This is a genomic window from Polynucleobacter sp. MWH-Jannik1A5 (assembly GCF_018881795.1).
Lineage (GTDB): Bacteria > Pseudomonadota > Gammaproteobacteria > Burkholderiales > Burkholderiaceae > Polynucleobacter.
Genome location: NZ_JACVPQ010000001.1, coordinates 1,825,456 through 1,850,054, shown reverse-complemented (window position 1 = coordinate 1,850,054; position 24,599 = coordinate 1,825,456). Strand labels below are relative to the sequence as shown.

Sequence of the window (24,599 nt, the reverse complement as noted above, 5' to 3'; positions counted from 1 at the left end):
TTCCTTCTTTTCCCCCCGCCGTGTTGGCTCTAGCTGACGGCACCATTTTTCCCGGATTTAGTATTGGCGCCCCTGGCGAAACTACCGGCGAAGTTGTCTTTAATACTGCGTTGACTGGATATCAAGAGATCATCACTGATCCCAGTTACTCACGTCAAATCGTGACATTGACTTACCCACATATCGGTAATGTTGGCGTCAATACCCAAGATGCTGAATCTGATCAAGTACATGCAGCTGGCCTGGTTGTCAAAGATCTGCCAAAGCGAGTATCTAATTTCCGCTCAGAAGGCTCCTTGGATAGCTATCTGTCTAAAGCGCGTGTTTTAGGCATCGCCGGTATAGATTCGCGCAAACTCACCAGAATTCTTCGTGATAAAGGTGCTCAATCAGGCGCAATCGTTGCTGGCAAGCTGGGCGATGATTACGAAACTTTGAGCAAGAAAGCTCTTGAACTTGCTAAGGCTTTTCCAGGCATGTCGGGGTTAGATCTTGCTAAAGTAGTAACAACTAATCAGTCTTATGAGTGGCGTGAAGCCGAATGGGATCTTCATGGCCCTGAAGGTAAGCCAGCGTACAGAGCCCTAGATACAAGCAAACCAGTTAAGAAGGTAGTTGCTTATGACTTTGGCGTCAAACGCAACATCCTACGCATGCTTACTGAGCGTGGCTGTCAATTAACTGTTGTGCCAGCTCAAACTAGTGCGGCAGAAGTCTTGGCTATGAATCCAGATGGTGTTTTCTTCTCGAATGGTCCTGGAGACCCTGGCCCTTGTGATTATGCAATTGCTGCTGCAAAAGAAATCATCGAAAAAGGTGTTCCAACTTTTGGCATCTGCTTAGGACATCAAATTATGGGTCTTGCTGCTGGCGCCAAAACTTTGAAGATGAAATTTGGTCACCATGGTGCCAACCATCCAGTAAAAGATTTAGATACTGGTCGAGTAGCGATTACCTCTCAGAATCACGGTTTTGCTGTTGATGCTAATACGTTGCCAGACAATATTCGTGTAACACACGTTTCTTTATTTGATGGATCCTTACAAGGTTTGGCTTGGAAAGATAAGCCAGCACTGTGTTTCCAGGGGCATCCTGAGGCCTCGCCAGGTCCTCATGACATTGCCTATTTATTTGATCGATTTGTGGAGCTCATGAATGCTGCCAGTAAGAAGGAGGGCAAATAATGCCTAAGCGTAGCGACATTAAGAGCATTCTGATTATTGGTGCCGGACCAATTGTGATTGGTCAGGCTTGTGAGTTTGACTATTCTGGCGCGCAAGCATGTAAAGCTCTCCGTGACGAAGGTTATAAAGTTATTTTGGTGAATAGCAATCCTGCAACCATCATGACTGATCCTGAAATGGCTGATGTTACATACATTGAGCCAATTACTTGGGAAGTAGTAGAGCGCATTATTGCCACCGAAAAACCGGATGCGATATTGCCAACTATGGGTGGTCAAACTGCGCTGAACTGTGCGTTGGATCTGCATCGTCATGGCGTACTCGAGAAATACGGGTGTGAATTGATTGGCGCCTCACCAGAAGCGATTGATAAAGCAGAAGATCGTCAAAAGTTTAAAGAGGCTATGACTAAGATTGGTCTTGGCTCTGCGAAATCCGGTATCGCTCATTCGATGGATGAAGCGCATGAAGTTCAGCAACGCATTCAACAAGAGACCGGTAGCTCTGGTTTCCCCGTGGTTATTCGTCCTTCATTCACCATGGGTGGATCAGGTGGTGGTATTGCTTATAACCGCGAAGAATTTGAAGAGATTTGCAAACGCGGTTTGGATTTATCGCCAACGCGTGAGCTCTTGATTGAAGAATCACTCTTGGGCTGGAAAGAGTTTGAGATGGAAGTGGTGCGCGATCGCAATGACAACTGCATCATTGTTTGCTCGATTGAAAACTTAGATCCGATGGGTGTGCACACTGGTGATTCCATTACCGTTGCTCCTGCGCAGACCTTAACGGATAAAGAATATCAAATCATGCGTAACGCATCGATTGCAGTTCTGCGTGAAATCGGTGTTGACACTGGTGGATCAAACGTTCAGTTCTCGATCAACCCAGTTGATGGTCGCATGATTGTTATTGAGATGAACCCGCGCGTGTCACGCTCATCAGCTTTGGCCTCAAAGGCAACGGGTTTCCCTATTGCAAAGATTGCTGCCAAATTGGCAGTCGGCTATACATTGGATGAGCTCAAGAATGACATTACTGGCGGTGCTACACCAGCATCTTTTGAGCCATCAATCGACTATGTAGTAACAAAGATTCCACGCTTCGCATTCGAGAAGTTCCCACAAGCTGACTCGCGCTTAACTACTCAAATGAAATCTGTTGGCGAAGTGATGGCTATTGGCCGCACATTCCAAGAGTCATTCCAAAAGGCGTTGCGCGGCTTAGAAGTCGGTGTTGATGGTCTTGATGAGGTTTCTACAGATCTTGATGACATCATTAATGAAATTAATGAGCCAGGTCCAGACCGTATTTGGTATTTGGCCGATGCTTTCCGTATGGGCATGGGTCTTGATGAGATTTATTCTGAAACCAAAGTTGACCCTTGGTTCTTGGAGCAAATTGAAGAGCTCATTACGATTGAAGCTGAGTTAAAGCAACGCAAAATTGACAGTCTTACTGCGCCAGAGCTACGCTTTGTGAAACAGAAGGGCTTCTCTGATCGTCGTTTAGCAAAGTTACTTGGTATTGATGCTGCCTCCGTTCGAGCTGCACGTCACCGCTTAAAGGTGGTCCCTGTATATAAACGTGTGGATACCTGCGCTGCTGAGTTCTCAACAAATACTGCGTATTTGTATTCAACCTATGAAGCTGAGCATGGTGAGTGCGAGTCCAACCCAACCAATAAAGACAAGATTATGGTTCTGGGTGGTGGCCCCAACAGAATCGGTCAAGGCATTGAGTTTGACTATTGCTGTGTACATGCGGCCTTAGCAATGCGCGATGATGGTTACGAAACCATTATGGTCAACTGCAATCCTGAAACAGTTTCAACTGATTACGATACGTCTGATCGTTTGTACTTTGAACCATTAACCCTTGAAGATGTTCTAGAGATCGTAGCCAAGGAAAAGCCAAAGGGCGTCATCGTGCAGTACGGTGGCCAAACTCCTTTGAAGCTGGCATTGGATCTTGAGCGTAATGGTGTTCCAATTATCGGCACATCGCCTGACATGATTGATGCTGCAGAAGATCGTGAACGCTTTCAAAAATTACTGCAAGACTTAGGTTTGCGCCAACCTCCTAACCGCACTGCGCGTACTGAGGAAGAGGCTCTTAAGCTGGCTGAAGAAATTGGTTATCCATTGGTTGTTCGTCCATCTTATGTTTTAGGTGGTCGCGCCATGGAGATTGTTCATGACGGTCGCGATCTTGAGCGTTATATGCGTGAAGCCGTTAAAGTTTCACATGATTCACCGGTTCTATTAGATCGCTTCTTGAATGATGCGATTGAGTGTGATGTTGACTGCATCAGTGATGGTGAAAAAGTCTTCATCGGCGGTGTCATGGAGCATATTGAGCAAGCCGGTGTGCACTCTGGCGATTCAGCCTGTTCATTGCCGCCATATTCCTTATCCGAGAACACGGTAGAAGAAATCAAACGTCAAACCGCAGCAATGGCTAAAGGCCTGAATGTGGTTGGCTTGATGAACGTGCAATTTGCCATTCAGAATGTTGATGGCAAAGATGTTATCTACGTTCTTGAGGTCAATCCTCGCGCTTCACGTACCGTACCTTTTGTATCTAAAGCTACTGGCCTGCAGCTCGCTAAGATTGCTGCTCGTTGTATGGTGGGTCAGACTCTTGCTCAACAGGGCATTACCGCTGAAGTGAAGCCTCCATACTTCTCAGTCAAAGAAGCGGTATTTCCGTTTAATAAATTCCCAGGTATCGATCCTATCCTTGGGCCTGAGATGCGCTCTACTGGTGAAGTCATGGGCGTTGGTAAAACCTTTGGCGAAGCCTTATTTAAGTCTCAGCTAGGTGCAGGCATTAAATTGCCAAAGAGCGGCACAGTGCTTCTAACTGTAAAAGATAGTGATAAACCAAAAGCGATTGAGGTTGCTAAGTTATTGCATCAATTGGGCTTCCCTATGGTGGCTACCAAAGGTACAGCTGCCGCAATTGAAGCGGCTGGCTTACCTGTGAGAGTTGTGAATAAGGTTAAGGATGGACGTCCGCATATTGTGGATTTCATCAAAAACGGTGAAATTTCACTGGTATTTACGACTGTCGATGAAACCCGCACTGCAATTGCGGATTCTAGATCGATTCGTACCAGTGCTCAGGCTAATGGCGTGACTTACTACACAACAATTAGTGCGGCACGTGCAGTAATGGATGGTTTATTGGCTTCTCAAAATGGCAAGTTGGAGTCACTCGAGGTCTATTCATTGCAAAACTTACATCGGACGCTTATTTAATCTAAAATCAACTTTTATGCGTAATTTTGCGCAGGATTTTAAGTTAGGTTAGCAGCATGAGCACAATTCCAATCACTAAACGCGGCGCAGAACTTCTTAAGGAGGAACTGCACCGCTTAAAGCATGTAGAGCGTCCTGCGGTCATCATTGCTATTTCTGAGGCTCGCGCTCAGGGCGATCTTTCTGAGAATGCAGAATATGATGCCGCCAAAGAAAAGCAGGGTTTTATCGAAGGCCGCATCCAAGAGTTAGAGGGCAAGTTGTCTGCAGCCCAGATTATTGATCCTTCCTCTCTTGACGTTACTGGGCGTGTCGTTTTTGGCGCTACCGTTGACCTCGAAGATCTTGAAGATGGCACGAAGTTGACCTACCAAATTGTGGGTGATGACGAGGCAGATATCGCTTTAAACAAAATTTCTATTAGTTCTCCAATTGCCCGAGCTTTAATTAGCAAAGAAGAGGGCGATGTTGTTGCTGTGCAGGCCCCTGGCGGCAATCGTGAAGTAGAAATTTTGGCAGTGCGTTACGTTTAATGCTCTCTTTGGCAACTCAGAGAATTTTTAGTTTAATTGCAGGTCTCTGGGTTGGTGGTTTATTGACCATTGGATTCTTGGTCGTTCCCATTCTCTTTTCCAGTCTGGGAGATCGACAAGTGGCAGGAATGGTTGCTGCCAACTTATTTAAATCAACTGCTTATATTAGTGTTCTCACCAGTATTATTTTGATGCTGATGGCCAATCATTTTGTACGCCTTGGCCGATCCTATTATCGAGTTTCACGCTGGATTTTGTTGGGTATGCTGGCGTGTGCCATTAGTGCGGCATTCATCATTATTCCCTGGATGAATTCCCTAAGAGATCAAGCTCTATATTTAGGCTTATCAGTCCGTGAATCTACCTATGCCGTTCTTTTTAGCCGGTTGCACGGTATTTCAAGTGCGATCTATATGCTCCAAGCTATATTGGGTATTGCCTTGGTGTGGCGAGCAACAAAAAACGCCGACTAGCGGCGTTTTTAATCAATTAAAAGAAGTCCTATGAGCCCAAAGATTTTTTCTTGGTACTACTCATGCGGACTTTACGCTTCTTAATTGGTGCTGGAGCAGCAGCAGCCTTTCTATAGCCTGGTGAAGACCAGCCAATCTTTGACTCTGCAGCTTCGGAGCGCAAAACTCTTTTCTTCGGTGTTGCTGTCTTCACAGCAGCGGCTCGTTCAAAAGGTGATTTATTTGAAGCAGAGCGACGATCAGACCGTTCTGATGCGCTAGTACGAACACCTGTTTTAGTTACAGTGCGATTTGGCTGGCGCTTAGTGCGTGGTGCCTGTAATGATTTTTTGGTTTGCTTGCTGGAGCGACCTAGATTGCTAAAGGCTTCATCAATAGCATCCTTTGGTTTCCAAAGTACGAGTAACTTGCCGATATGTTGAACTGGTGCAGCATCCAATTTATCGCAAAGCTCTTCATAAATGGCAGCACGCGCATCACGGTCATCTCCAAATACACGAATCTTGATAAGGCCATGGTGATTAATGGCGAGTTTTGCTTCTTTAATCACAGCAGGAGTTAAGCCATCGCCGCCGATCATAACCACTGGATTGAGGTCGTGTGCGTCAGCTTTGAGAGATTTACGTTGTGCGGGGGTAAGGATGAGTGCAGTCATGGCCTCGATGATAGAGCATTCATTATAAAAATCGGCTCATTACAGCTAATTTGTGGCTATTTTTCTTAATTCCTTTTGCTTTAGACGACAGAAACTAGGAAAATAGCAGGCGAAAGTGGGTAAGTTGTGGCAAAGAATAAATTTAATAAAAGTTGGTTACAGGATCACCTAACCGATCCCTACGTGAAGATGGCTCAGAAAGAGGGCTATCGCGCTAGAGCGGTTTATAAGCTTAGTGAAATTGACGAGCAAGATCACCTCATCAAAGCAGGCATGACCATTGTCGACTTGGGGAGCGCTCCAGGGAGCTGGTCTCAGTACGCTCGCAATCGTCTAACTGAATTGGGTAAAAGCAATCCAAGCATTGAATCTGGCAAACCAGATGGACAGATTATTGCCATTGATATTTTGCCTATGGAGGATATAGCTGACGTCAGCTTTATTCAGGGCGATTTCCGGGAAGATGAGGGGCTCGCAGCCCTAGAGGCGTTGTTACCAAAGGACGCCCAAGGCAAGGTTGATTTGGTTCTATCAGATATGGCTCCCAACTTATCAGGCGTTGGTGTGGCTGATGCTGCCAGAATGGCCTTTTTAGCAGAAATAGCCTTGGATTTTGCTGTATCTCATTTGAAGCCAGAAGGTGCGTTATTGATTAAGTGCTTTAACGGTAGTGGCTATAGTCAAATTGTGGAATCCTTTAAAAAGGTCTTTAAAACGGTAGCCTCCCGCAAGCCCAAGGCATCAAGAGCCCGCTCTTCGGAGATATTCCTTTTGGGTAGAAACCTCAAGCAGCCAAAATAAGCCCTAAAAACCCCCTCAATAACCCCAATTTATAGGGGGTTTATTAAATAAATATGCCAATAGCTCTTGAAAAAGGCTGGTAGTAGAATCAAATACTTAGGAAGCGATTTGCTTTAACTCCTGGTTCAACCCAGAAAAGGACTCATTTTGAACAGCAATATGTTCCAAAAAATCGGTGTGTGGCTCATTGTGGGCTTGGTGCTTTTTACTGTTTTTAAGCAGTTTGATAAGCCTAAGGACCAGAATCAGGTTACGTATTCCCAATTCATGGATGACGCAAAAGCAGGAAAAGTGAAACGCGTTGATGTGCAAGGTCGCACACTGCAAGTGACGCCTGCCGATGGCGCTAAATATTCCATCATCTCTCCAGGCGATCTCATGAAATACGGCGTTCAGGTTACTGGTAAAGCTGATGATGAACCCAATATGTTGGTTTCGGCTTTGTACTATCTAGGACCAACACTCTTAATCATTGGCTTCTGGTTTTTCATGATGCGCCAAATGCAGGGTGGTGGCAAAGGCGGAGCATTCTCTTTTGGTAAATCAAAAGCTCGCTTGATTGATGAAAATAGCAACACAGTCACTTTTGCAGATGTTGCCGGATGTGATGAAGCCAAAGAAGAAGTCTTTGAGTTGGTTGACTTCTTAAAAGATCCTCAGAAATTTCAGAAGCTGGGTGGACGCATTCCGCATGGCGTATTGCTGGTAGGCCCTCCGGGTACTGGTAAGACCCTTTTAGCGCGTGCTATTGCGGGCGAAGCAAAAGTTCCATTCTTCTCCATTTCTGGATCTGATTTCGTTGAAATGTTCGTTGGTGTTGGCGCATCTCGTGTACGCGATATGTTCGAAAACGCTAAGAAAAATTCTCCTTGCATCATCTTTATTGATGAGATCGATGCGGTAGGACGTCATCGCGGCGCTGGTATGGGCGGTGGCAATGATGAGCGTGAACAAACATTGAATCAAATGTTGGTTGAGATGGATGGCTTTGAAAGTAATAGCGGTGTGATCGTAGTTGCTGCTACCAACCGCTCGGACGTATTGGATAAAGCATTGTTGCGTCCTGGCCGTTTCGATCGTCAAGTGCATGTTGGCTTGCCTGACATTCGTGGTCGTGAGCAGATCTTGCAAGTGCACATGCGCAAGGTTCCTATTGATCCGGATGTAAATGCAGCTGTATTAGCACGCGGAACACCTGGCTTCTCTGGTGCTGATTTAGCAAACTTAGTTAATGAAGCTGCATTGTTTGCTGCGCGTCGCAATAAACGCTCTGTCGACATGAAGGACTTTGAAGACGCTAAAGATAAGATTTATATGGGTCCGGAGCGCAAGTCTGCCGTCATGCGCGAAGAAGAGCGTCGCAATACTGCTTATCACGAGTCCGGCCATGCTGTTGTTGCCAAGGTATTGCCTAAAGCGGACCCTGTTCATAAGGTCACCATCATGCCTCGCGGTATGGCTTTGGGCGTTACTTGGCAGTTACCTGAATTTGATCGTGTGAACCTGTATAAGGATCGCATGTTGGAGGAGTTGGCTATTCTGTTTGGTGGTCGTGCTGCTGAGGAAGTATTTCTCAATTCCATGAGTACTGGCGCATCCAATGACTTTGAACGTGCTACTAAGATGGCGCGGGACATGGTTACGCGTTATGGCATGAGTGATAGCTTAGGAACGATGGTTTATGTTGATACTGAATCTGAAAGTATTTTTGGTCGCAATAGCACTAAGACTGTTTCTGAATTAACTCAACAAAAAGTGGATGCAGAAATTCGTACATTGATTGACAGTCAATACGCTTTAGCAAGATCGATCCTAGAGCAAAACCGTGACAAGGTTGAAGCTATGGTTGCAGCATTGCTTGAGTGGGAGACTCTTGATGCTGAGCAGATCACTGACATCATGGAAGGCCGTCCGCCACGGTCACCTAAACCTCCACCAGCGACCCAATTTGGCAATTCCGCAGGTACGCCTGGCCCTGCTACTGGCAGCGCACCGGCAACTGCATAATTAGGAATAGCTTTAGCCTTTGATGTCACATCAAAGTCATCAATCTCTGCCCACAACATGGCGTTGTGGGCGTTTTCTTTTTGACTTTACTAAACGTCAGCGCCCGGTCGTGATGGGCATTCTGAATGCCACTCCTGATTCATTCTCAGATGGTGGTCAATTTAGAACCCCCAAGGATGCAGTTGCGCAAGCGGAGCGTATGCTTGCCGACGGAGTTGATCTCATTGATATTGGTGGTGAATCGACCAGGCCGGGCGCTGAACCAGTTGGACTGCAAGAAGAGTTGGATCGAGTGCTGCCGGTCATTGAGGCCCTCAAAGATTGCGGTGTCCCACTATCGATTGATACCTACAAGTCAGAAACTATGCGCCAAGCGCTCCATGCTGGCGTTGATTGCGTCAATGATATTTGGGCACTCAGACAAGCTGGTGCTGTAGAAGCCGTTTTAGAGAGTGAATGCTGCGGCATTGTATTGATGCATATGCAACGTGATCCTCTTACGATGCAATTTAATCCAGAATACATAGATGTGATCGCAGAGGTAAAAAAGTTCTTAATGGATCAAGTCAATGTATTGGCATCCTCAGGAATTCAGAGGGATCGCATTGCCATTGATCCCGGCTTTGGTTTTGGCAAAAGCTTAGGGCACAACCTTAATATGTTGGCAAACTTTGCTGATTTTTCAACATTAGGCCTACCTGTACTGGCAGGCATTTCTCGTAAATCCATGATCGGGAAAATTACTGGCAAAGATACCAATGAGCGGGTGGCCCCAAGCGTTGTAGCGGCAATTATGGCGGCAGATCGAGGTGCCAAAATTGTGAGAGTTCACGATGTCGCTGAGACGGTAGATGCTTTAAAGCTCTGGGAAGCGGTTCAAGTGGGTATGTCGATCTAAGTTTTATAATTACTCTCATGAAAAAACAATACTTTGGAACCGACGGTATCCGTGGAGAGGTGGGACAATTTCCTATCGTTCCAGAATTCATGACTCGTCTTGGATATGCAGCTGGCAAAGTATTAACTCGCAATGCAAAGCCTGGTGAACGTTGCAAGGTTCTCATTGGCAAAGATACCCGAGTATCTGGTTATTTATTAGAGGCGGCATTAGAGGCTGGCTTCGCTGCTGCTGGTGTGGATGTGATGCTTTGCGGCCCTATACCAACACCTGGTGTTGCTTATCTCACAAGAGCATTGCGATTAACCGCTGGTTTAGTTATTTCAGCCTCGCACAATCCTTATCAAGATAACGGCATTAAATTTTTCTCTGCAGATGGAGATAAATTTTCGGACGATTTCGAGCTCGCTATCGAGAAAGAATTGGAAAGTCCAATAGGCTGCGTTAGTTCCCAAGATTTAGGCAAAGCCTTTCGCTTAGATGATGCTGCAGGTCGATATATCGAGTTTTGTAAATCCACCGTTCCGAGCGATCTCAATCTCAAGGGAATCAAAATCGTAGTAGATTGCGCCAATGGTGCTGCCTACCATACAGCCCCTCATGTGTTTCATGAGCTAGGCGCTGAAGTCATCTCAATTGGCGTTCATCCAGATGGGCGCAACATCAATGATGGCTGTGGCGCCACAGCACCAGCCGCCTTAATTGCCAAAGTACAGGAAGTCAAAGCAGATATTGGAATTGCATTAGATGGAGATGCTGATCGCCTGCAAATGGTTGATGCAACCGGCAGATTATTCAATGGCGATGAATTGCTTTACGTACTTGCAAAAGATCGCATAGATCAAGGGGAAAAAGTCGGTGGAGTGGTCGGTACTTTAATGACAAACCTAGCCATTGAAAATGCAATTAAAGATCTTGGCATCGGTTTTGAACGCGCTAATGTTGGTGATCGTTATGTATTAGAGCTGCTTAAAAAGAACGGCTGGCATGTAGGGGGCGAGGGCTCAGGCCACTTGCTCTGCCTGGATCGTCATTCGACAGGAGACGGCACTATTGCTGCTTTACAAGTATTAACTGTAATGAGTCAGTCCAAGAAAAGTCTCGCACAACTGTTGGCGGCGGTCACTATTTTCCCGCAGGTTCTTTTAAATGTGAAATATAAGCCTGGTTATGACTGGAAATCTGATGAGTCCCTCAAAAAACAAATCACTCAGGTAGAAAATAATCTTAAAGACATTGGCAGAGTCTTGATTCGCGCCTCTGGCACCGAGCCACTTTTGAGGGTGATGGTAGAGACTAAGGACGGCGCTGTTGCCATGAGCGCCGCCAAGAGCATTGCAGACTTAGTACCTACGGCTTAATATGCCAACACTAATTTAGAACGTGCCTCTTAGTCCAACCATGAAACTTCTTCCTGGTTGAGGGGCATAAAGCCTCACAGCCATTGGAGTGGTTGCATAGCGTATTTGCTCATTAAGTAGATTTTTCATATTCAGATAGACAGTCCAATTCACTTGTTGAATCTTTTCTGTGTAAGAGATTCCAGCATTTAATAGGTTGTAACTTGGTGCGGGGCCCTGTTCCCAACTTGCTAACCGATTTTGTTGATAGCTGTAGATGTAGCTAGCATTCGTTAGCCAACCATTTTTTTGATGAGCGATCTCTGCGCCTAGGCGAGGTGCTGGCTGCAGCGGCAAGTTCCCACCAGCATCAAAGGTGCCTTGTGAGGCATCACCAAAGACTCTTCCATCAAGTCCTTGTTCACGCCAGTTATAGGTCAATTCACCCTCAACGCCTTTAATAGTCGCTGCAGCTTGCTGGGCAGTGACAACACTAAATCCATCTCCTTCCTGACCGCCATTGTTAATAGCGTTGCCAGTGTAGTAGCCATAGATATAGTTATTAAAGCGATTAGCGTAAACGCTCGCTTTGCTACGAAGTATTCCGATACTCTTTTGAAAATTGAACTCGAGATTATGAGAGACTTCTTTGCTTAAATTGGGATTACCAATATCAAATGTTGCCGTAGATTCATGAGCACCGTATGAATATAGTTCCTGAGCGCTAGGTGCACGTTGCGACACTGTATAGGCGACACCCAAACCATGGCCTTGAATAAAATTCCACAAGCCACCTGCGGAATAGGACATCAAATTGAAGTTACGGTTTTGTAATGTAATTTGTGGGGTAAGGGTGCCATCAGTCGTATCTTGTGCCTCTAGTGCCGTTCCGGTATTCGGGTTTTGAGCGACGTTGTTATAACGCAGACCTAAGCTGCCTTGTAGGCTATTCCATTTGCCTTCCTCAATCCAAAATAGGGCATTCGAATTGGTTTTGGTAGGCGGAACAATCGCATAGTTTCCAGTGCCGACTTCGGATGCGTTCAAAGATGCAGCGGTAACTTGTGCGCCAAATGTGCCTTTCCAACCAAAGATAGGATTATGAGTTAACTCAACCCGGGCTTCATTGGCAATATTTTTCCAAAGTGAAGCAGCTTCACCAGTATTAGTAAATTCTGTATGGTTGTAATTAGTATTAGCCGCACTAAATTTAAAGGAAGAAAATCCGCTAAAGGGGTCGCGCGTTTGGTGTTGCAAATCATAGCGATTTTGCGACTGATTGATTGATCCACCCTCAGGAGTGGGTATGCCGTAGTTATTATTTAGCCGCTCAACAGATACGCCGGTATATCCGGATTTGCCGATATATGAAACACCAAAACCTAGATTGTTTTGATTGCTATAAGTATTGGGTAGCTTGCCTGTGTAGTTATTGCCGCCATTGCCTTCTGGGGGAACTGTCCACCCACCAGGAGGTTCGCCTTGTGATTGCGTTGAGCTACCAGGTATCGAATAGTTATTGGCGTTATTGATAGCCGTATCTACATGAACAGCGACTGATCCAATTGCGCCATCAACCTCCAAAGATCCAGCTCTACCATTATTAACGGTCTCATAACTGGTATTAATTGCTCCAGTTGGGCGATCTGGGAGGCTGGTCAAAATGCGATCATTCACTACATTAACTAAACCACCGCTCGATCCAGAGCCGTAGAGGAGGGCGGCGGCACCGCGCAAAATTTCAACCTGATGCGCATTTTGCATATTGTTACCAACGGCATGATCTTGAGAGATATTAGATACATCACCTACAGACAATCCATTTTGCAGAATTTGCACACGGGAACCTTCGAGACCTCGAATCACTGGTCTAGATGAGCCAGCCCCATAGCCAGTAGCAGAAACGCCAAGCTCATTTGCGAGGGTTGCACCCAAAGTGCTACCCAATTTATTCGCCAGCTCGTCCCCCTGAAGAATCTTAGTTGGGGTCAAAATACTTTGCGTTGCTTCCTGGCTGCCAGTAGCAGTTATCTCAAGGCTTGGTGTTTGATTTTGAGCAAACGCAAAAGAGCTGCATAGACTAGAAATTAAGACGCAAAGTACTCGCGGCTTAAATATTTTTTTACACTTCATTTGAAATCCTTCAATGCTTGCAGCCAAATCAATGGCGCAAATAAATCCTTGACTAGCTATTAAAACTAGACGCTATATTGATTTATGAAAGAAGGATGGGTGGCGCTCTCGATTGATAGTTTTCAATGCGAGCTATAGAAATGAATGCGCTATTGAATGTGCTTGATTGCTCAGAAACATTGTTATAGACAATCGAGGTGACTGGATCAGATCCAATGAATCCAGCTAGCGTTAGGGCATCAAATAAATGACACACATCTGAGCTATGATTTGCTGAAGAAAAGGTATCCACAGCAACTGAGCTTGCTTCAGTTTGGCTGTGCACATGAGCATGAGAAATGTGATGTGAAAGGCCAACCCAGCGAGTGCCAAGCAAGCAAAGAATCAGCAAGGCCACGCTTAGCGCAACTTGTATTTGCTTTGTAAATTTGCTTGAAAAATAGGCACTCATGGCACGAATCTTACAGGATTTGCCTGCAATAGCCCTCTCGGTGTAGAATATCGGTTCCGTCGGAGTGTAGCGCAGCCTGGTAGCGCACCTGCTTTGGGAGCAGGGGGTCCAAGGTTCGAATCCTTGTACTCCGACCACTTTCTCTTAGTTTTACGATTTTCAGTCCCAGTACTCACTGCCTATAGCTCAGCTGGATAGAGCAACGCCCTTCTAAGGCGTAGGTCGCACGTTCGAATCGTGCTGGGCAGGCCAATTCTTCATTCCACGATATGCCCTAGATTGCGGCCTATCACGCTTTTAAAGCGTAAGTCGTAACTTAGAATGTACTAATGAAGATACCTTTAGCCGGCCCCAGCTTAGCCCTAATTATTGCTATGATCCTTTCAGCTTGCTCCGCCGCAAAATTAGAGGCGAGACTTGAAGCGAATCCCCAATGCAAGGATGTAGCAAATCCAAAGACGGGTGCTCTAATGCCGTGCCCTGGATCGGACAAAGCCTTTTATAGGGCGGCGGGCTTAGTTCCAGCTGCGCCATCTGCTGTTGTAAATAATTCATCTAATAAAGCGCCATTACCCGTTGTTTCTGGTGAACCAGCCGCCTCAACCAAGGCAGCCCCATCAGCAACGGATTGCAAACCCCAGATTCATAAAAAAACGGGTGGCGCTTTGCCCTGTCCTTCGCCTGACTGAATTGAAATAGGTATGATGTTTCTTATTGCCAGTCACCATTTACTCAACATCCGGGAACTACTATGAAAAAACTGAATTTAGCGTTGGCCTCTTTGGTCGCAGCAATTGCTTTGGTAGCTTGCAGCAATGCACCCAAATTAGCTACAGAGTCAATGCCAAGATCCGGTTTCTTGCCTGACTACAATCTATTGGTGCCGATGGCAACAAGTGAAAAAGATACTCGCATATGGAGATATCGCGTTTCTGGTGTTAACCCAGGCGTCTATACAGCAGTGATTTTGGACCCCATTTATTTGAACCAAAACGCCACTAAGGACGTAAGCCTCGAAGTTATCAACAAAGCAAAAGCAGCCTTACAAGACTCTATGGTAGAAGCAGTCAATGCACGCGGTAATATTCGTATTGTGACTAAACCTGGCCCTGGTGTTGCTCGTATCTCCGTTGGTATTACGGGGGCGGAAAGTTCGGCAGATAGTTTGCAACCTTGGAATCTCACGCCGATTGGTTTGGCCATGAATGCAGCAGCTTATGCTGGCGGCGTCAATTCTAAAACGCCAGCACTATTAGTCGAGAGCAAGATTACTGATAGTCAAACAAAGCAATTATTGGGTGAGGGCTTAATCACCGTCCAAGGTGAATCATTCCGTACAAGCTCTGGATCAGTGGATTCATTTATTGCGATGGCAAAAAAGGTAGTTCGTTCAGCGCTTGAGACATCAGCCAATCCAACCCCTACGGGTCAGTAAGGCGATCTGATGATGAGGCTTTTTAAGACATCTATTTTTATTGGCTTTTGTTCATTGATAACATTATCTTCATTGGCCGTGGCGGATGAAGCATCTCGCAATAAGGAAATTGCGGCACGCTTTGCAAAGTGCGATACCAATAAAGATGGGAAGTTAACTCCCGAAGAGGCTAAAGGTTGCATGCCTCGCGTTTATAGCCATTTCAGTTACATTGATTCGTCAAAAAAGGGTTACGTAACGGTCGCTGAAATTCAAGCAATGGCTGATAGGTAAGTCGATAGTGATAAGAGCCTCTTTGAAGGCTCTTTTTTATTAGGTGAATGATGTCTATTTCTTTTCCGGGATTTGCAGAAAATAAAGTAACCGTTCAGTCTGATGATGGACCAATTGAAATTGCTTATCTAATTGGTGGGAGTGGCCCGCCATTATTGCTACTGCATGGTTTCCCGCAAACTAAAGCAATCTGGAGTCAGGTCGCTCCCGAATTAGCAAAAAACTTTACAGTGATTGCTGCGGATCTTAGGGGGTACGGTGCCTCATCTAAGCCCCATGGAAAAGCTGATCACTCTACTTATTCAAAAAGATCTATGGCAGCTGATCAGCATGCCTTAATGAAGTCGCTAGGATTCAATCAATTTTTCTTGCTTGGTCACGATAGGGGTGGACGTGTTTCTCATCGATTGGCAATGGATCACCCAGAAAGCGTGCTTCGTCTAATGGTTTTAGATATTTCCCCTACGCTGGCGATGTATGAGAAAACCACTATGGCATTTGCCAAGGGATACTGGCACTGGTTTTTCTTAATACAGCCGGAGCCAATTCCTGAAACTATGATCAGGGAAAATCCAGAATTTTGGTTAAAAAATCATATGGGTCGCCATGCTGGAACGGGTATCTTTTCTGCAGATCACTGGGCTGAATATTTAGCTGGTGCAAGCAATTCAGAGAGCATGCATGCTATGTGTGAAGACTATCGAGCAGCAGCTTCAATTGACCTTGTGCACGATCGTGCAGATCGAGCTGCAGGTAGTCAATTAACAATGCCCATGAGGGTTCTTTGGGGGGAGTACGGATTAGTCAATCAGTGCTTTAAGCCGCTGGATGATTGGATGCAAGTAGCATCTGACGTTACTGGAGAGGCTGTCCCCAGTGGCCACTACATTCCTGAGGAGGTCCCAGAGCAGCTGCTGGCCGAAACCAGGAAATTCTTTGCTTAATGCACTAGAAGCACTACGACAAAACAAAAAACCCTAAGTAAATCAACTATTTAGGGTTTTTTTAATCACTCTGGGTGAAAATTATTACTAGCCATGAAGCTGATAGTGCGTTCAAAGCCTAGGATGCGGATATAACGCCAAGCAATATCGCGGTATTTGCTATCCAAATAGCCTATAGCGACTTCAGGCGTCCTTTTGGACAAGTCTATCTGTTGAATTGCGCGGGCCCAACGTTTGAGTCTTGTTGACATATTTGTCACCTCCATGACCATACAACGCATTGAAAAGGCGGCGAGATGACAGGAATAACAAAATATTTAACAGAAAAAGGGTAATTTCTTTAAATTGACACCACTTTGTGTGGATTGAGGATATTTTGAGGGTCTAGAGCAGTTTTAAGGGCCCTCATCAGCTCGTGGGCAACTTCTCCCTTATGGGCCCTGAGACCATCCAATTTAAGCTGGCCAACCCCGTGCTCAGCAGAAATAGAGCCCTTACAGCGTTCTACTTGGCCATAAACCAGTTCGTGGATCTGTTTTTCGTTCACTTCATTAAAGATTTTAGGATCAACTCCCAAAGGCGGGGCGATGTTGTAGTGAAGATTGCCATCACCCAAATGTCCAAAATTAATGATTCTGACGCCAGGAAACTTGTCCCGCATCAAGGCGTCCGTCTGCTGAATAAAACTATCCAATGAGGAAAGGGGAATAGTGATGTCATGCTTCAAATTAGCACCTTCCTCAGCTTGCGCTAACGTAATGTGTTCGCGCATGTGCCAAAACGTGTTTGCTTGAGCGAGATTGCTAGCGATGACAGCATCGCTGATGAGTTTCACCTCAAATGCTTCTTCCAAAATAGCTTCAAGGAGTTGTCTTACATGCTCCTCACTTTCGTGATCTGATAATTCAATCAAGACCGTAAATGGCGAATTACCTTGAAGTGGATTTGCCATGTGCGGAAAATGTTTTTCATTTAAATCTAACGATTCACGGGTCATCATCTCAAAGCCTGTCAGCAAAGAGCTTGCCCTTTTTTGGAATAGGTTTAGCAGCGCAATAGTGGAGGCAATGTTTTCGCATGCAACCAACGTTGTCCACTGAGAAACGGGCAGGGGATACAACTTCATTACGGCGGCCGTAATGATGCCTAAAGTACCTTCGGAGCCAATGAATAAGTCACGCAAGTCATAGCCAGTGTTATCTTTACGTAGGCCTTTAATGCCATTCCAAATTTCACCCTTAGCTGTTACCACTTCAAGCCCCAGGCAGAGGTCTCGCGCATTGCCATATCGCAGCACATTAGTGCCACCTGCATTCGTTGCTAAGTTGCCTCCAATCATGCAACTCCCCTCGGCACCAAGACTGAGTGGAAATAAAAAACCATGTTCAAGAGCTTTTTCTTGGAGCGCCTGCAAGATACATCCCGCTTCAATCGTGATTGTTTGGTTGGCAATATCAATCTCACGGATTTGATTCATCCGTTTAAGATTAAGGACGACTTGCTTCCCGCTATTGTCAGGAGTGGCGCCGCCACAGAAGCCGGTGTTACCGCCTTGTGGGACAAGTGCAACTTGGTTCTGTGCGCATAATTTGACGATAGCTGCAACTTCATCGCTAGTGCTTGGCAACAGAACTGCTAAAGCCTTGCCTATATAGCGCTTGCGCCAATCGGTGAGATAAGGCGCCTTATCTTCATCCTGAGTCAGGATGTATCTTTGTTCAAGAATCTTAGATAGGTGTTCGATGAAGGCTTGCATTTTTATTCTGCATTACGCTTTTTCAGTGCTTTAGCCTCTTTTTTGATTGGCTTTAGATACATCAATAAGCAAACAAAGCCAGTTGTAGCAAGAGCGGTTTCAAGAACAGCAAGCCAAAAGTTAGCACCTGTTTCTAAAATACGAACTAAGCCTTCGGTGACATAGAGCAAGATCAACATCGATGCCCATTGCATCGTATAAACCTTGCCCTTCCAAAGGCCTGGAATAGCAAACAACAGGGGGATGCCCTTCAGAATCAACCAAGAGCCGCCAGGTCTTAAGGGAGAGATAAACCACTCCCAACTCACACAAAGAATAAATAGGTCAACAAAGGCGGCAGTGGCTATCAGTTGATAGGGATTTTTATCGAGAATCTTTTGGATCATGATGCGCTTTGCATGCCTTACGTTTTATTCAGATGGAGCATTAAAGCGGTTTCAGCCAATCGCTTACCTTGTGCTTTAGCGAGACGCTGTTCTTCAGAGCTAATAGGTGCTCGACCGTCGGCATGGGCAAGGTGAGTAACACCATATGGACTGCCACCCGTGCTGGAAGACATGAGATCAGGCTCGCTATATGGAATACCCATCAACATCATGCCGTGATGCAGAAGCGGAATCATCATCGTTAAAAGAGTACTTTCTTGTCCGCCGTGTATGCTGCCAGTACTTGTAAATACACAGGCTGGTTTACCAATTAAGGCGCCGTTCATCCATTCGGATGAGCTGCCATCCCAAAAGTATTTCATGGGTGCTGCCATGTTGCCAAAACGGGTAGGTGAGCCTAAGGCAAGGCCTATACATTCCTGCAAATCTGAATATTCCGCGTAAGGAGCGCCATCTTGGGGCACGGCCGCATCCGTTGCTTCGCAAACAGTGGAGACAGGGGGTACGGCTCTTAGCCGGGCATTTACGCCTGGAACGCTTTCAATGCCCTCAGCAATTAGGCGCGCCAAGTCCTTGGTTGCACCATAACGGGAGTAGTACAAAACTAAAATATCGGGTTGGCTCATATTGATCTCTTATGATACGGCGATGCGCTTCATTCGTAACCCCCAATTATGGCTCTCTCTTGGAAAAGAGATCTGGGAGCGCAATCGCGGTCAAAATTTAAAGCAAATTGCCGCAAGCCTAGCCTTTACCACCACATTATCAATGGTTCCCATGGTGACCATAGCGACCATGCTTATTGGCTATTTGCCAAGCGTTATTCAAATTAAGAATGCTTTTAAATCCTGGCTTCTAGAGACCTATATGCCGGGTGGTATCAATCAACAAGTTTTTGTGTACTTGGATCAATTCTCATCTCAGGCAAAAGGCTTAACTTTTGTCGGTTTAGCGGGCCTCATCATTACAACAATTATGACCCTGGCTGTGATAGAAAGTGCCTTTAATCAAATTTTTAAAGTCACTACTAGTCGACCTCTTCATAAAAAAATTGCAATCTATAGTGCAGCAACAATTCTGGGCCCAATACTGTTGGGCTTTGGCATCTACCTCAGCGGCGTCTTGTTTAGCGCATCAGAAGGTTGGATCAGTGCAATTTCTTTTGGCTTTCAATTAGTTGCAACCATAGTACCCATCTTCCTGGCCGTTCTAGTTTATGCAGTGGTCTACAAAGTCCTCCCATATGCCAAAATTTTATGGCGGGATGCCTTCACTGGCGCTTTTGTAGCAGCGTTGGCTTTTGAGATAATGAAATTTGGCTTTGCCATCTTCTTAAGTCATACCGCCTTCTATAAGACGGTATATGGGGCTTTTGCCATTTTCCCTTTGGGGCTGATGTGGATTTATATGACCTGGTGGATTACCTTGACTGGAGCGGTGCTCGTGGCTAATTTGCCAGAGATCCGCAGCGGCGTCATTAGGGTTATTCGTTACTAAAAGCAATTACTTAACCCTTGATTCAGAGTGGTCTTGAGTCTATATTGAGCCTATAACAGCATCGTTTTTTTGGAGATCAAATGAAAGTTCGTGACATATTGCGCGTTAAGGGAAGCACCCTTTTTACGGTAGCTCCAGATACAGCTCTGCAAACTGCGGTTCTGGTTATGAGCGAACACGATATTGGCTCCTTAGTGGTGATGGAATACGACAAGCTGGTTGGAATTCTGACTTTCCGAGAAGTTATTGCGGCCTTGGCAAAACATCATGGCAAGCTTGAGGGATTACAAGTTAGCTCGGTAATGAATCAGAAGCCTTTGACCTGCAATATGGAAACCGAGATAGATGAAGTGCGACGCATGATGTTGGTAGACCACGCTCGGTATCTGCCGGTAGTGGATCAAAAGATGTTGATGGGCGTGATTTCTTTCTATGACGTTGCAAAATCCGTAGTGGAAGCCCAGGATTTTGAAAACACCATGCTCAAGGCTTATATCCGCGACTGGCCTGAAGATACTGAAAAAGCTGCTCCCTAGGCTATTCTGACCATGATTTTCTGACAAATGACATAATGTCGGTATGTCAGGAAATACTTTAGGCCTCCTTTTTACTGTCACTACTTTTGGTGAATCCCACGGTCCGGCTATCGGAGCTGTAGTTGATGGCTGTCCTCCAGGTTTGCAGCTATCTGAAGCAGATATTCAGCTGGATTTGGATCGTCGCAAACCAGGCACCTCAAGACACGTTACTCAGCGCAAAGAAGAGGATAGGGTAGAGATTCTTTCTGGTGTATTTGAAGGGAAAACTACAGGCACTCCCATTGCTTTGTTAATACGCAATACCGATCAACGTAGCCAAGACTACGGCGATATTTTGCAAACCTTTAGACCAGGTCATGCAGATTACGCATATCAATCTAAGTATGGAATTCGTGACCCCCGCGGTGGCGGCAGATCTTCAGCACGCTTGACAGCCCCAGTTGTGGCTGCGGCTGCAATTGCCAAAAAATGGCTGCATGAAAAATATGGCACCGAGTTCTATGGTTATATGAGCCAACTGGGGGAGCTTGAAATCCCATTTAAAGACGCTGCAGAGATCGAAAAGAATCCTTTTTTTGCTGCAAATGCCGAAATGATTCCTCAGCTTGAAACTTACATGGATGCGTTACGCAAAGCAGGGGACTCTTGCGGGGCTCGCATTGAAGTTCGCGCACGTAATGTTCCCGTAGGTTTAGGTGAGCCTTTATTTGATAAGTTGGATGCGGATATTGCGCATGCCATGATGGGAATTAACGCGGTGAAAGGCGTAGAAATCGGCGCCGGCTTTAAATGTGTTGCTCAACGTGGTAGCGAGCATGGTGATGAGCTGCATCCAGATGGTTTTGCATCGAATAATTCTGGCGGCACTCTTGGTGGCATTAGCACAGGTCAAGATTTGCGTGTTTCTATCGCAATTAAACCTACCTCAAGCATCATGAGTCCAAAGCAATCTGTGGATTTAAATGGAAATCCGATTACGGTTCAAACTAAGGGTCGCCATGATCCTTGTGTTGGTATTCGTGCAACCCCTATTGCTGAAGCAATGTTGGCTCTCGTATTAATGGATCACGCCTTGCGTCATCGCGCTCAGTGCGCTGATGTTCCCGCATCTGCAGCATCCATTCCAGCAGCGCAGCCCGGATCTTTTCGCGATTGATTTGGCTTTTTAAATGACGCCATCACTTCGCTGGGCCTTCGGGTCCTTTTTCTTTTTATATTTTGCCTATGTTGGCCTTGTATCGCCTTATGCGAGCCTCTTCTTTTTTGATCGTGGATTTAGTGTCATCGAGATTGCGGCACTAATGTCCATGCTACAGATCACCAGAATCGTCGGCCCATTTTCTTGGGGTTGGCTGTCAGACTATCTATCAAATCGTATTGGCATTATTCGTTTTTGCGCTTGTTTAGCTGCCCTCGTTTTTCTTTGCATCTATTTTTTAGATGGCTACATTGGCTTTTTCATATGGATGTTTGTTCTGCACACCATCTTAAGCAGCCTCATGCCTCTTGGTGAATCCGCTACCATCCATGCTTTATACAAAGACAATTCATTCGATAAGCGCTACGGAAGGCTACGTCTTTGGGGTTCTATCGGCTTTATCGTTATGGTCCTTGCTGCAGGAGAATTATTTCAGCGCAAGTCGATTGAGTTATATCCCATTGTGGGTACCGTTGTTTTGTTCGCCTTAGCCATCATTACTTTTTGCCTGCACGAGCCAAAAATGGAGCGCCGCAAGATGGTGAAGGGAGAGTTATTGGTAGTGCTATTTAATCCTGATGTTCGCTGGTTTTTGCTGTCTGGGTTCTTCATGATTTTTGCCCATGCTGCTTTGTATGTTTTTTACTCTCTCTATCTTGCTGATCTGGGTTACAACAAACTACAAATAGGTCTTTTCTGGGCGCTCGGTGTTGCTGCTGAAGTTCTCTTCTTTTACTTCCAAAGTAAAGTGCTTAGCAGATTAGATGCAGAGGTCATTTTGCAAGCTGCATTTGGGATAGGTGTTATTCGGTTTATCTTGATTGCATTTCTACCCATTACATCTGTCCTGATTGCGGCGCAAATCATGCATGCTGGCACCTTTGCTGCACACCATAGCGCTGCTACCAAATTATTGCAGCGCTGGTTTACAGGTCCTCTACAAGCAAGAGGTCAAGCTTTGATGGCCACAATTTCCTATGGCTTGGGAGGTACGCTAGGTGGGTTGTGTGCTGGCTGGATTTGGGAAGCTTCTCAGCCCAGAGATGTATTTGTCATGTCCGCATTTGCATGTGGACTGGCGGGCATGGCGATCCAGAAACTCAGGCCGCGACGTTATCCCGCCAGATAAAACTTAAAGACTACTTTATTGAATCTTTGCTTTAGTACGCAATTTTTGCATCAACTCCGCGAACTTAGCCTTCTGCCAGTTCTTATCTGACATGATCATTTGCTTTAATTGATCCTTTAATTCTTCCATACTTGGTGCTTTTACATCACGTGAATCAATCATCTTGATAATGTGCCATCCAAATTGAGATTTAACGGGCTTATCTGTAATTTGGCCATTCTTTAGCTGAACCATTGCTTTAGAAAATTCTGGAACCAAGGCTTTATCGCTTACCCAGCCCAGATCACCACCATTCTTGGCAGAGCCGGGATCCAATGACTTTGCCTTGGCGATATCTTCAAAATTTGCGCCAGCTTTTAGTTGTGCAATGATTGCTTTTGCATCTGATTCTTTTTCAACAAGGATGTGCTCTACGTGATATTCCTTGCCAGTGTATTGCGCCTTGACTGAATCGTAAGCAGCTTTGAGCTCGGCATCAGCCACGCCTTCCTTTTCGATAAAGTCTTCAAATACTGCGGATACCAATACGCCCATGCGTGCCTGCTCAAGCTGTTCACGAACGATTTCTTTTTGCAGGACGCCACGTTTATCTGCTTCTTGCAAAATTAGTTCACGAGTTACAAGCATCTCCCGAGCCTGGTCGCGTACTTGAGGATTGTCTGGCTGTCCTGAGCGTTGAACCAGCTTATCTAGCTGCGCTTTTGGGATTGATTTGCCATTCACGATGACTGCATTTTGTGCGTTAGCGTTACCGGTCAGAAGGACTGCTCCGAGAAGGCTGATTGATAATAATTGACGTTTATTGAACATGGTATTTAATGAATTATTGAAATGGAGCTATTTTAAGGTAGGCTCAGGCAAGAACCTCATCAGGAGCCAAGGCGGAAATGGTTAAAGCATGAATTTCCTTGGGAATGTGTTGATTTAGAGCGGCATAAATAGCCCTGTGCCGAGCCACTAGGTTTAAACCCTTAAACTCCGGGGCGACAATTTCCAGCTTAAAGTGTCCGCCACCGCTTGCGGCTCCAGCATGCCCAGCATGAAGGTGGCTTTCATCCTCAATCTTGAGAGACTGAACTTGAAAGGCTCTGCGAAGATCTTCGTCAAAGGCTGCAATACGTTGTTGATTGATATTCATTCGTTAGGTTGCTCTATATGTTTAGCAAGCCACAGGCCCTGAAGGATGACAAAAACCACTAACAAGCCAGTACTACCGAACAATTTAAAGTTAACCCAGGTTTCCTCAGAATACTCAAAGGCAATATACAAATTAAGAGCGCCCATTGCAAAAAAGAAGGTAGCCCAGGCCATATTTAGACGATGCCAAACAGAATGGGCACTTTTTTCTTTCAGCGTTACCTGTTTGCCCATCAGCACCTGTATCCAATTCTTTTGAAAAAACTGTGCACTAATAAAAAGTGCTCCGGAAAATAGCCAGTAAAGAGCAGTGGGCTTAAGCTGAATAAAAGTCTTGTCGTGCAAAAAGATCGTTAAGCTGCCAAAGACGATGATCATCACCAGGCTGATCCATTGCATGGCATCAATTTTGCGATGGCGGTAATAGACCCAAAGAATCTGAACAATAGTCGCTACCATCGCAACAATAGTGGCCGTATAAATATCACCGAATTTGAAGGCCACAAAAAACAGGATGATGGGGAAGAGGTCGAATAAGAATTTCATAGGTCGATTATCCAACTATTT

General features: G+C 45.5%; 26 protein-coding genes and 2 tRNA genes. 17 read left to right on the top strand and 11 right to left on the bottom strand.

The window, feature by feature from the left end:
- The 4 genes from carA to ICN23_RS09345 all read left to right on the top strand — a co-directional run.
- Positions 1-1,184: glutamine-hydrolyzing carbamoyl-phosphate synthase small subunit (gene carA / locus ICN23_RS09360; protein WP_216231858.1), on the top strand; the 1,184-nt coding region annotated here is incomplete at its 5' end.
- Positions 1,184-4,447, top strand: coding sequence for a carbamoyl-phosphate synthase large subunit (carB, locus tag ICN23_RS09355; protein ID WP_216231857.1), 3,264 nt, complete (start codon positions 1,184-1,186; stop codon positions 4,445-4,447). The genes carA and carB, both read left to right, overlap by 1 nt.
- 56 nt (positions 4,448-4,503) lie before the next feature.
- Positions 4,504-4,980, top strand: a complete 477-nt coding sequence (gene greA, locus ICN23_RS09350; RefSeq protein ID WP_068322970.1) for a transcription elongation factor GreA — start codon at positions 4,504-4,506, stop codon at positions 4,978-4,980.
- An 8-nt stretch (positions 4,981-4,988) separates the two neighbouring features.
- The gene (locus ICN23_RS09345; protein ID WP_255532749.1) at positions 4,989-5,453 is read left to right on the top strand and encodes a DUF4149 domain-containing protein; all 465 of its coding nucleotides are present in this window, start codon (positions 4,989-4,991) and stop codon (positions 5,451-5,453) included.
- Between the two features lie 28 nt (positions 5,454-5,481).
- On the opposite strand, the gene ICN23_RS09340 is transcribed toward ICN23_RS09345, so the two are convergent.
- Positions 5,482-6,108, bottom strand: a complete 627-nt coding sequence (locus ICN23_RS09340; RefSeq protein WP_216231855.1) for a YhbY family RNA-binding protein — start codon at positions 6,106-6,108, stop codon at positions 5,482-5,484.
- A gap of 126 nt (positions 6,109-6,234) precedes the next feature.
- Here ICN23_RS09340 and ICN23_RS09335 point away from each other — a divergent pair, with 126 nt between their 5' ends.
- From ICN23_RS09335 to glmM, 4 genes are all read left to right on the top strand, one after another.
- Positions 6,235-6,909, top strand: a complete 675-nt coding sequence (locus tag ICN23_RS09335) for an RlmE family RNA methyltransferase (protein WP_216231854.1) — start codon at positions 6,235-6,237, stop codon at positions 6,907-6,909.
- Between the two features lie 147 nt (positions 6,910-7,056).
- Positions 7,057-8,916, top strand: coding sequence for an ATP-dependent zinc metalloprotease FtsH (gene ftsH, locus ICN23_RS09330; RefSeq protein ID WP_216231853.1), 1,860 nt, complete (start codon positions 7,057-7,059; stop codon positions 8,914-8,916).
- 22 nt (positions 8,917-8,938) lie between these two features.
- The gene (gene folP / locus ICN23_RS09325) at positions 8,939-9,814 is read left to right on the top strand and encodes a dihydropteroate synthase (protein ID WP_216231993.1); all 876 of its coding nucleotides are present in this window, start codon (positions 8,939-8,941) and stop codon (positions 9,812-9,814) included.
- Between the two features lie 17 nt (positions 9,815-9,831).
- Positions 9,832-11,175, top strand: coding sequence for a phosphoglucosamine mutase (gene glmM, locus ICN23_RS09320; protein ID WP_216231852.1), 1,344 nt, complete (start codon positions 9,832-9,834; stop codon positions 11,173-11,175).
- A 15-nt stretch (positions 11,176-11,190) separates the two neighbouring features.
- On the opposite strand, the gene ICN23_RS09315 is transcribed toward glmM, so the two are convergent.
- The gene (locus ICN23_RS09315; protein ID WP_216231851.1) at positions 11,191-13,287 is read right to left on the bottom strand and encodes a TonB-dependent receptor; all 2,097 of its coding nucleotides are present in this window, start codon (positions 13,285-13,287) and stop codon (positions 11,191-11,193) included.
- A gap of 82 nt (positions 13,288-13,369) precedes the next feature.
- Positions 13,370-13,738: a hypothetical protein gene (locus ICN23_RS09310; RefSeq protein WP_216231850.1), complete on the bottom strand. Its 369-nt coding sequence runs from the start codon at positions 13,736-13,738 to the stop codon at positions 13,370-13,372.
- Between the two features lie 60 nt (positions 13,739-13,798).
- On the opposite strand from ICN23_RS09310, the gene ICN23_RS09305 reads away from it, so the two are divergent.
- Together ICN23_RS09305 and ICN23_RS09300 are read left to right on the top strand one after the other, a co-directional pair.
- Positions 13,799-13,875 (top strand) — tRNA-Pro (locus ICN23_RS09305).
- A gap of 38 nt (positions 13,876-13,913) precedes the next feature.
- Positions 13,914-13,990 (top strand) — tRNA-Arg (locus ICN23_RS09300).
- Between the two features lie 247 nt (positions 13,991-14,237).
- Here ICN23_RS09300 and ICN23_RS10045 read toward each other — a convergent pair.
- Positions 14,238-14,372 (bottom strand): hypothetical protein, encoded by a 135-nt coding sequence (locus ICN23_RS10045; protein ID WP_255532748.1) that lies wholly within the window; start codon positions 14,370-14,372, stop codon positions 14,238-14,240.
- A 117-nt stretch (positions 14,373-14,489) separates the two neighbouring features.
- Between ICN23_RS10045 and ICN23_RS09295 the strand changes: the two genes are divergently transcribed.
- Genes ICN23_RS09295 through ICN23_RS09285 form a run of 3 tightly spaced genes read left to right on the top strand, consistent with a single transcriptional unit; the run spans position 14,490 to position 16,390 of the window.
- Positions 14,490-15,173, top strand: a complete 684-nt coding sequence (locus ICN23_RS09295) for a DUF3313 domain-containing protein (RefSeq protein WP_216231849.1) — start codon at positions 14,490-14,492, stop codon at positions 15,171-15,173.
- A 9-nt stretch (positions 15,174-15,182) separates the two neighbouring features.
- A complete protein-coding gene (locus tag ICN23_RS09290) occupies positions 15,183-15,446 on the top strand; it encodes a hypothetical protein (RefSeq protein WP_216231848.1) in 264 nt (87 codons plus the stop codon).
- A gap of 50 nt (positions 15,447-15,496) precedes the next feature.
- Positions 15,497-16,390, top strand: a complete 894-nt coding sequence (locus ICN23_RS09285) for an alpha/beta fold hydrolase (protein WP_216231992.1) — start codon at positions 15,497-15,499, stop codon at positions 16,388-16,390.
- A 65-nt stretch (positions 16,391-16,455) separates the two neighbouring features.
- On the opposite strand, the gene ICN23_RS09280 is transcribed toward ICN23_RS09285, so the two are convergent.
- The 4 genes from ICN23_RS09280 to wrbA form a co-directional block, all read right to left on the bottom strand.
- A complete protein-coding gene (locus ICN23_RS09280; RefSeq protein WP_015420997.1) occupies positions 16,456-16,641 on the bottom strand; it encodes a hypothetical protein in 186 nt (61 codons plus the stop codon).
- Between the two features lie 89 nt (positions 16,642-16,730).
- Positions 16,731-18,146 carry an FAD-binding oxidoreductase gene (locus ICN23_RS09275; protein WP_216231847.1) on the bottom strand — a complete coding sequence of 472 codons (1,416 nt, stop codon included), beginning with the start codon at positions 18,144-18,146 and terminating at the stop codon, positions 16,731-16,733.
- Positions 18,147-18,148: 2 nt separating this feature from the next.
- Positions 18,149-18,532 carry a DUF2069 domain-containing protein gene (locus ICN23_RS09270; RefSeq protein ID WP_216231846.1) on the bottom strand — a complete coding sequence of 128 codons (384 nt, stop codon included), beginning with the start codon at positions 18,530-18,532 and terminating at the stop codon, positions 18,149-18,151.
- A gap of 17 nt (positions 18,533-18,549) precedes the next feature.
- Positions 18,550-19,158, bottom strand: coding sequence for an NAD(P)H:quinone oxidoreductase (gene wrbA / locus ICN23_RS09265; protein WP_216231845.1), 609 nt, complete (start codon positions 19,156-19,158; stop codon positions 18,550-18,552).
- 22 nt (positions 19,159-19,180) lie between these two features.
- Between wrbA and ICN23_RS09260 the strand changes: the two genes are divergently transcribed.
- The 4 genes from ICN23_RS09260 to ICN23_RS09245 all read left to right on the top strand — a co-directional run bounded on the left by ICN23_RS09260 (position 19,181) and on the right by ICN23_RS09245 (position 22,895).
- Positions 19,181-20,029, top strand: coding sequence for a YhjD/YihY/BrkB family envelope integrity protein (locus ICN23_RS09260; protein WP_216231844.1), 849 nt, complete (start codon positions 19,181-19,183; stop codon positions 20,027-20,029).
- 80 nt (positions 20,030-20,109) lie between these two features.
- The gene (locus tag ICN23_RS09255; protein WP_216231843.1) at positions 20,110-20,565 is read left to right on the top strand and encodes a CBS domain-containing protein; all 456 of its coding nucleotides are present in this window, start codon (positions 20,110-20,112) and stop codon (positions 20,563-20,565) included.
- Positions 20,566-20,608: 43 nt separating this feature from the next.
- Entirely contained in the window at positions 20,609-21,724 is a 1,116-nt protein-coding gene (gene aroC / locus ICN23_RS09250) for a chorismate synthase (RefSeq protein WP_216231842.1), read from the top strand.
- A 13-nt stretch (positions 21,725-21,737) separates the two neighbouring features.
- A complete protein-coding gene (locus tag ICN23_RS09245; RefSeq protein WP_216231841.1) occupies positions 21,738-22,895 on the top strand; it encodes an MFS transporter in 1,158 nt (385 codons plus the stop codon).
- A 15-nt stretch (positions 22,896-22,910) separates the two neighbouring features.
- On the opposite strand, the gene ICN23_RS09240 is transcribed toward ICN23_RS09245, so the two are convergent.
- Genes ICN23_RS09240 through ICN23_RS09230 form a run of 3 tightly spaced genes read right to left on the bottom strand, consistent with a single transcriptional unit; the run spans position 22,911 to position 24,578 of the window.
- Complete coding sequence (locus ICN23_RS09240) at positions 22,911-23,705, bottom strand: peptidylprolyl isomerase (protein ID WP_216231840.1); 795 nt, start codon at positions 23,703-23,705, stop codon at positions 22,911-22,913.
- Between the two features lie 43 nt (positions 23,706-23,748).
- The gene (locus tag ICN23_RS09235; RefSeq protein WP_216231839.1) at positions 23,749-24,033 is read right to left on the bottom strand and encodes a BolA family protein; all 285 of its coding nucleotides are present in this window, start codon (positions 24,031-24,033) and stop codon (positions 23,749-23,751) included.
- Positions 24,030-24,578: a septation protein A gene (locus ICN23_RS09230; protein ID WP_216231838.1), complete on the bottom strand. Its 549-nt coding sequence runs from the start codon at positions 24,576-24,578 to the stop codon at positions 24,030-24,032. Before ICN23_RS09230 ends, ICN23_RS09235 begins: the two co-directional genes overlap by 4 nt.
- Between the last annotated feature and the right edge of the window lie 21 nt (positions 24,579-24,599).

Coding starts and splice junctions, on each gene's coding strand:
- carB (WP_216231857.1), top strand. CDS start 1,184: ATGCCTAAGCGTAGCGACATTAAGAGCATTCTGATTATTGGTGCCGGA.
- greA (WP_068322970.1), top strand. CDS start 4,504: ATGAGCACAATTCCAATCACTAAACGCGGCGCAGAACTTCTTAAGGAG.
- ICN23_RS09340 (WP_216231855.1), bottom strand. CDS start 6,108: ATGACTGCACTCATCCTTACCCCCGCACAACGTAAATCTCTCAAAGCT.
- folP (WP_216231993.1), top strand. CDS start 8,939: ATGTCACATCAAAGTCATCAATCTCTGCCCACAACATGGCGTTGTGGG.
- glmM (WP_216231852.1), top strand. CDS start 9,832: ATGAAAAAACAATACTTTGGAACCGACGGTATCCGTGGAGAGGTGGGA.
- ICN23_RS09315 (WP_216231851.1), bottom strand. CDS start 13,287: ATGAAGTGTAAAAAAATATTTAAGCCGCGAGTACTTTGCGTCTTAATT.
- ICN23_RS09310 (WP_216231850.1), bottom strand. CDS start 13,738: ATGAGTGCCTATTTTTCAAGCAAATTTACAAAGCAAATACAAGTTGCG.
- ICN23_RS09295 (WP_216231849.1), top strand. CDS start 14,490: ATGAAAAAACTGAATTTAGCGTTGGCCTCTTTGGTCGCAGCAATTGCT.
- ICN23_RS09290 (WP_216231848.1), top strand. CDS start 15,183: ATGATGAGGCTTTTTAAGACATCTATTTTTATTGGCTTTTGTTCATTG.
- ICN23_RS09285 (WP_216231992.1), top strand. CDS start 15,497: ATGTCTATTTCTTTTCCGGGATTTGCAGAAAATAAAGTAACCGTTCAG.
- ICN23_RS09280 (WP_015420997.1), bottom strand. CDS start 16,641: ATGTCAACAAGACTCAAACGTTGGGCCCGCGCAATTCAACAGATAGAC.
- ICN23_RS09275 (WP_216231847.1), bottom strand. CDS start 18,146: ATGCAAGCCTTCATCGAACACCTATCTAAGATTCTTGAACAAAGATAC.
- ICN23_RS09270 (WP_216231846.1), bottom strand. CDS start 18,532: ATGATCCAAAAGATTCTCGATAAAAATCCCTATCAACTGATAGCCACT.
- wrbA (WP_216231845.1), bottom strand. CDS start 19,158: ATGAGCCAACCCGATATTTTAGTTTTGTACTACTCCCGTTATGGTGCA.
- ICN23_RS09260 (WP_216231844.1), top strand. CDS start 19,181: ATGCGCTTCATTCGTAACCCCCAATTATGGCTCTCTCTTGGAAAAGAG.
- ICN23_RS09255 (WP_216231843.1), top strand. CDS start 20,110: ATGAAAGTTCGTGACATATTGCGCGTTAAGGGAAGCACCCTTTTTACG.
- aroC (WP_216231842.1), top strand. CDS start 20,609: ATGTCAGGAAATACTTTAGGCCTCCTTTTTACTGTCACTACTTTTGGT.
- ICN23_RS09245 (WP_216231841.1), top strand. CDS start 21,738: ATGACGCCATCACTTCGCTGGGCCTTCGGGTCCTTTTTCTTTTTATAT.
- ICN23_RS09240 (WP_216231840.1), bottom strand. CDS start 23,705: ATGTTCAATAAACGTCAATTATTATCAATCAGCCTTCTCGGAGCAGTC.
- ICN23_RS09235 (WP_216231839.1), bottom strand. CDS start 24,033: ATGAATATCAATCAACAACGTATTGCAGCCTTTGACGAAGATCTTCGC.
- ICN23_RS09230 (WP_216231838.1), bottom strand. CDS start 24,578: ATGAAATTCTTATTCGACCTCTTCCCCATCATCCTGTTTTTTGTGGCC.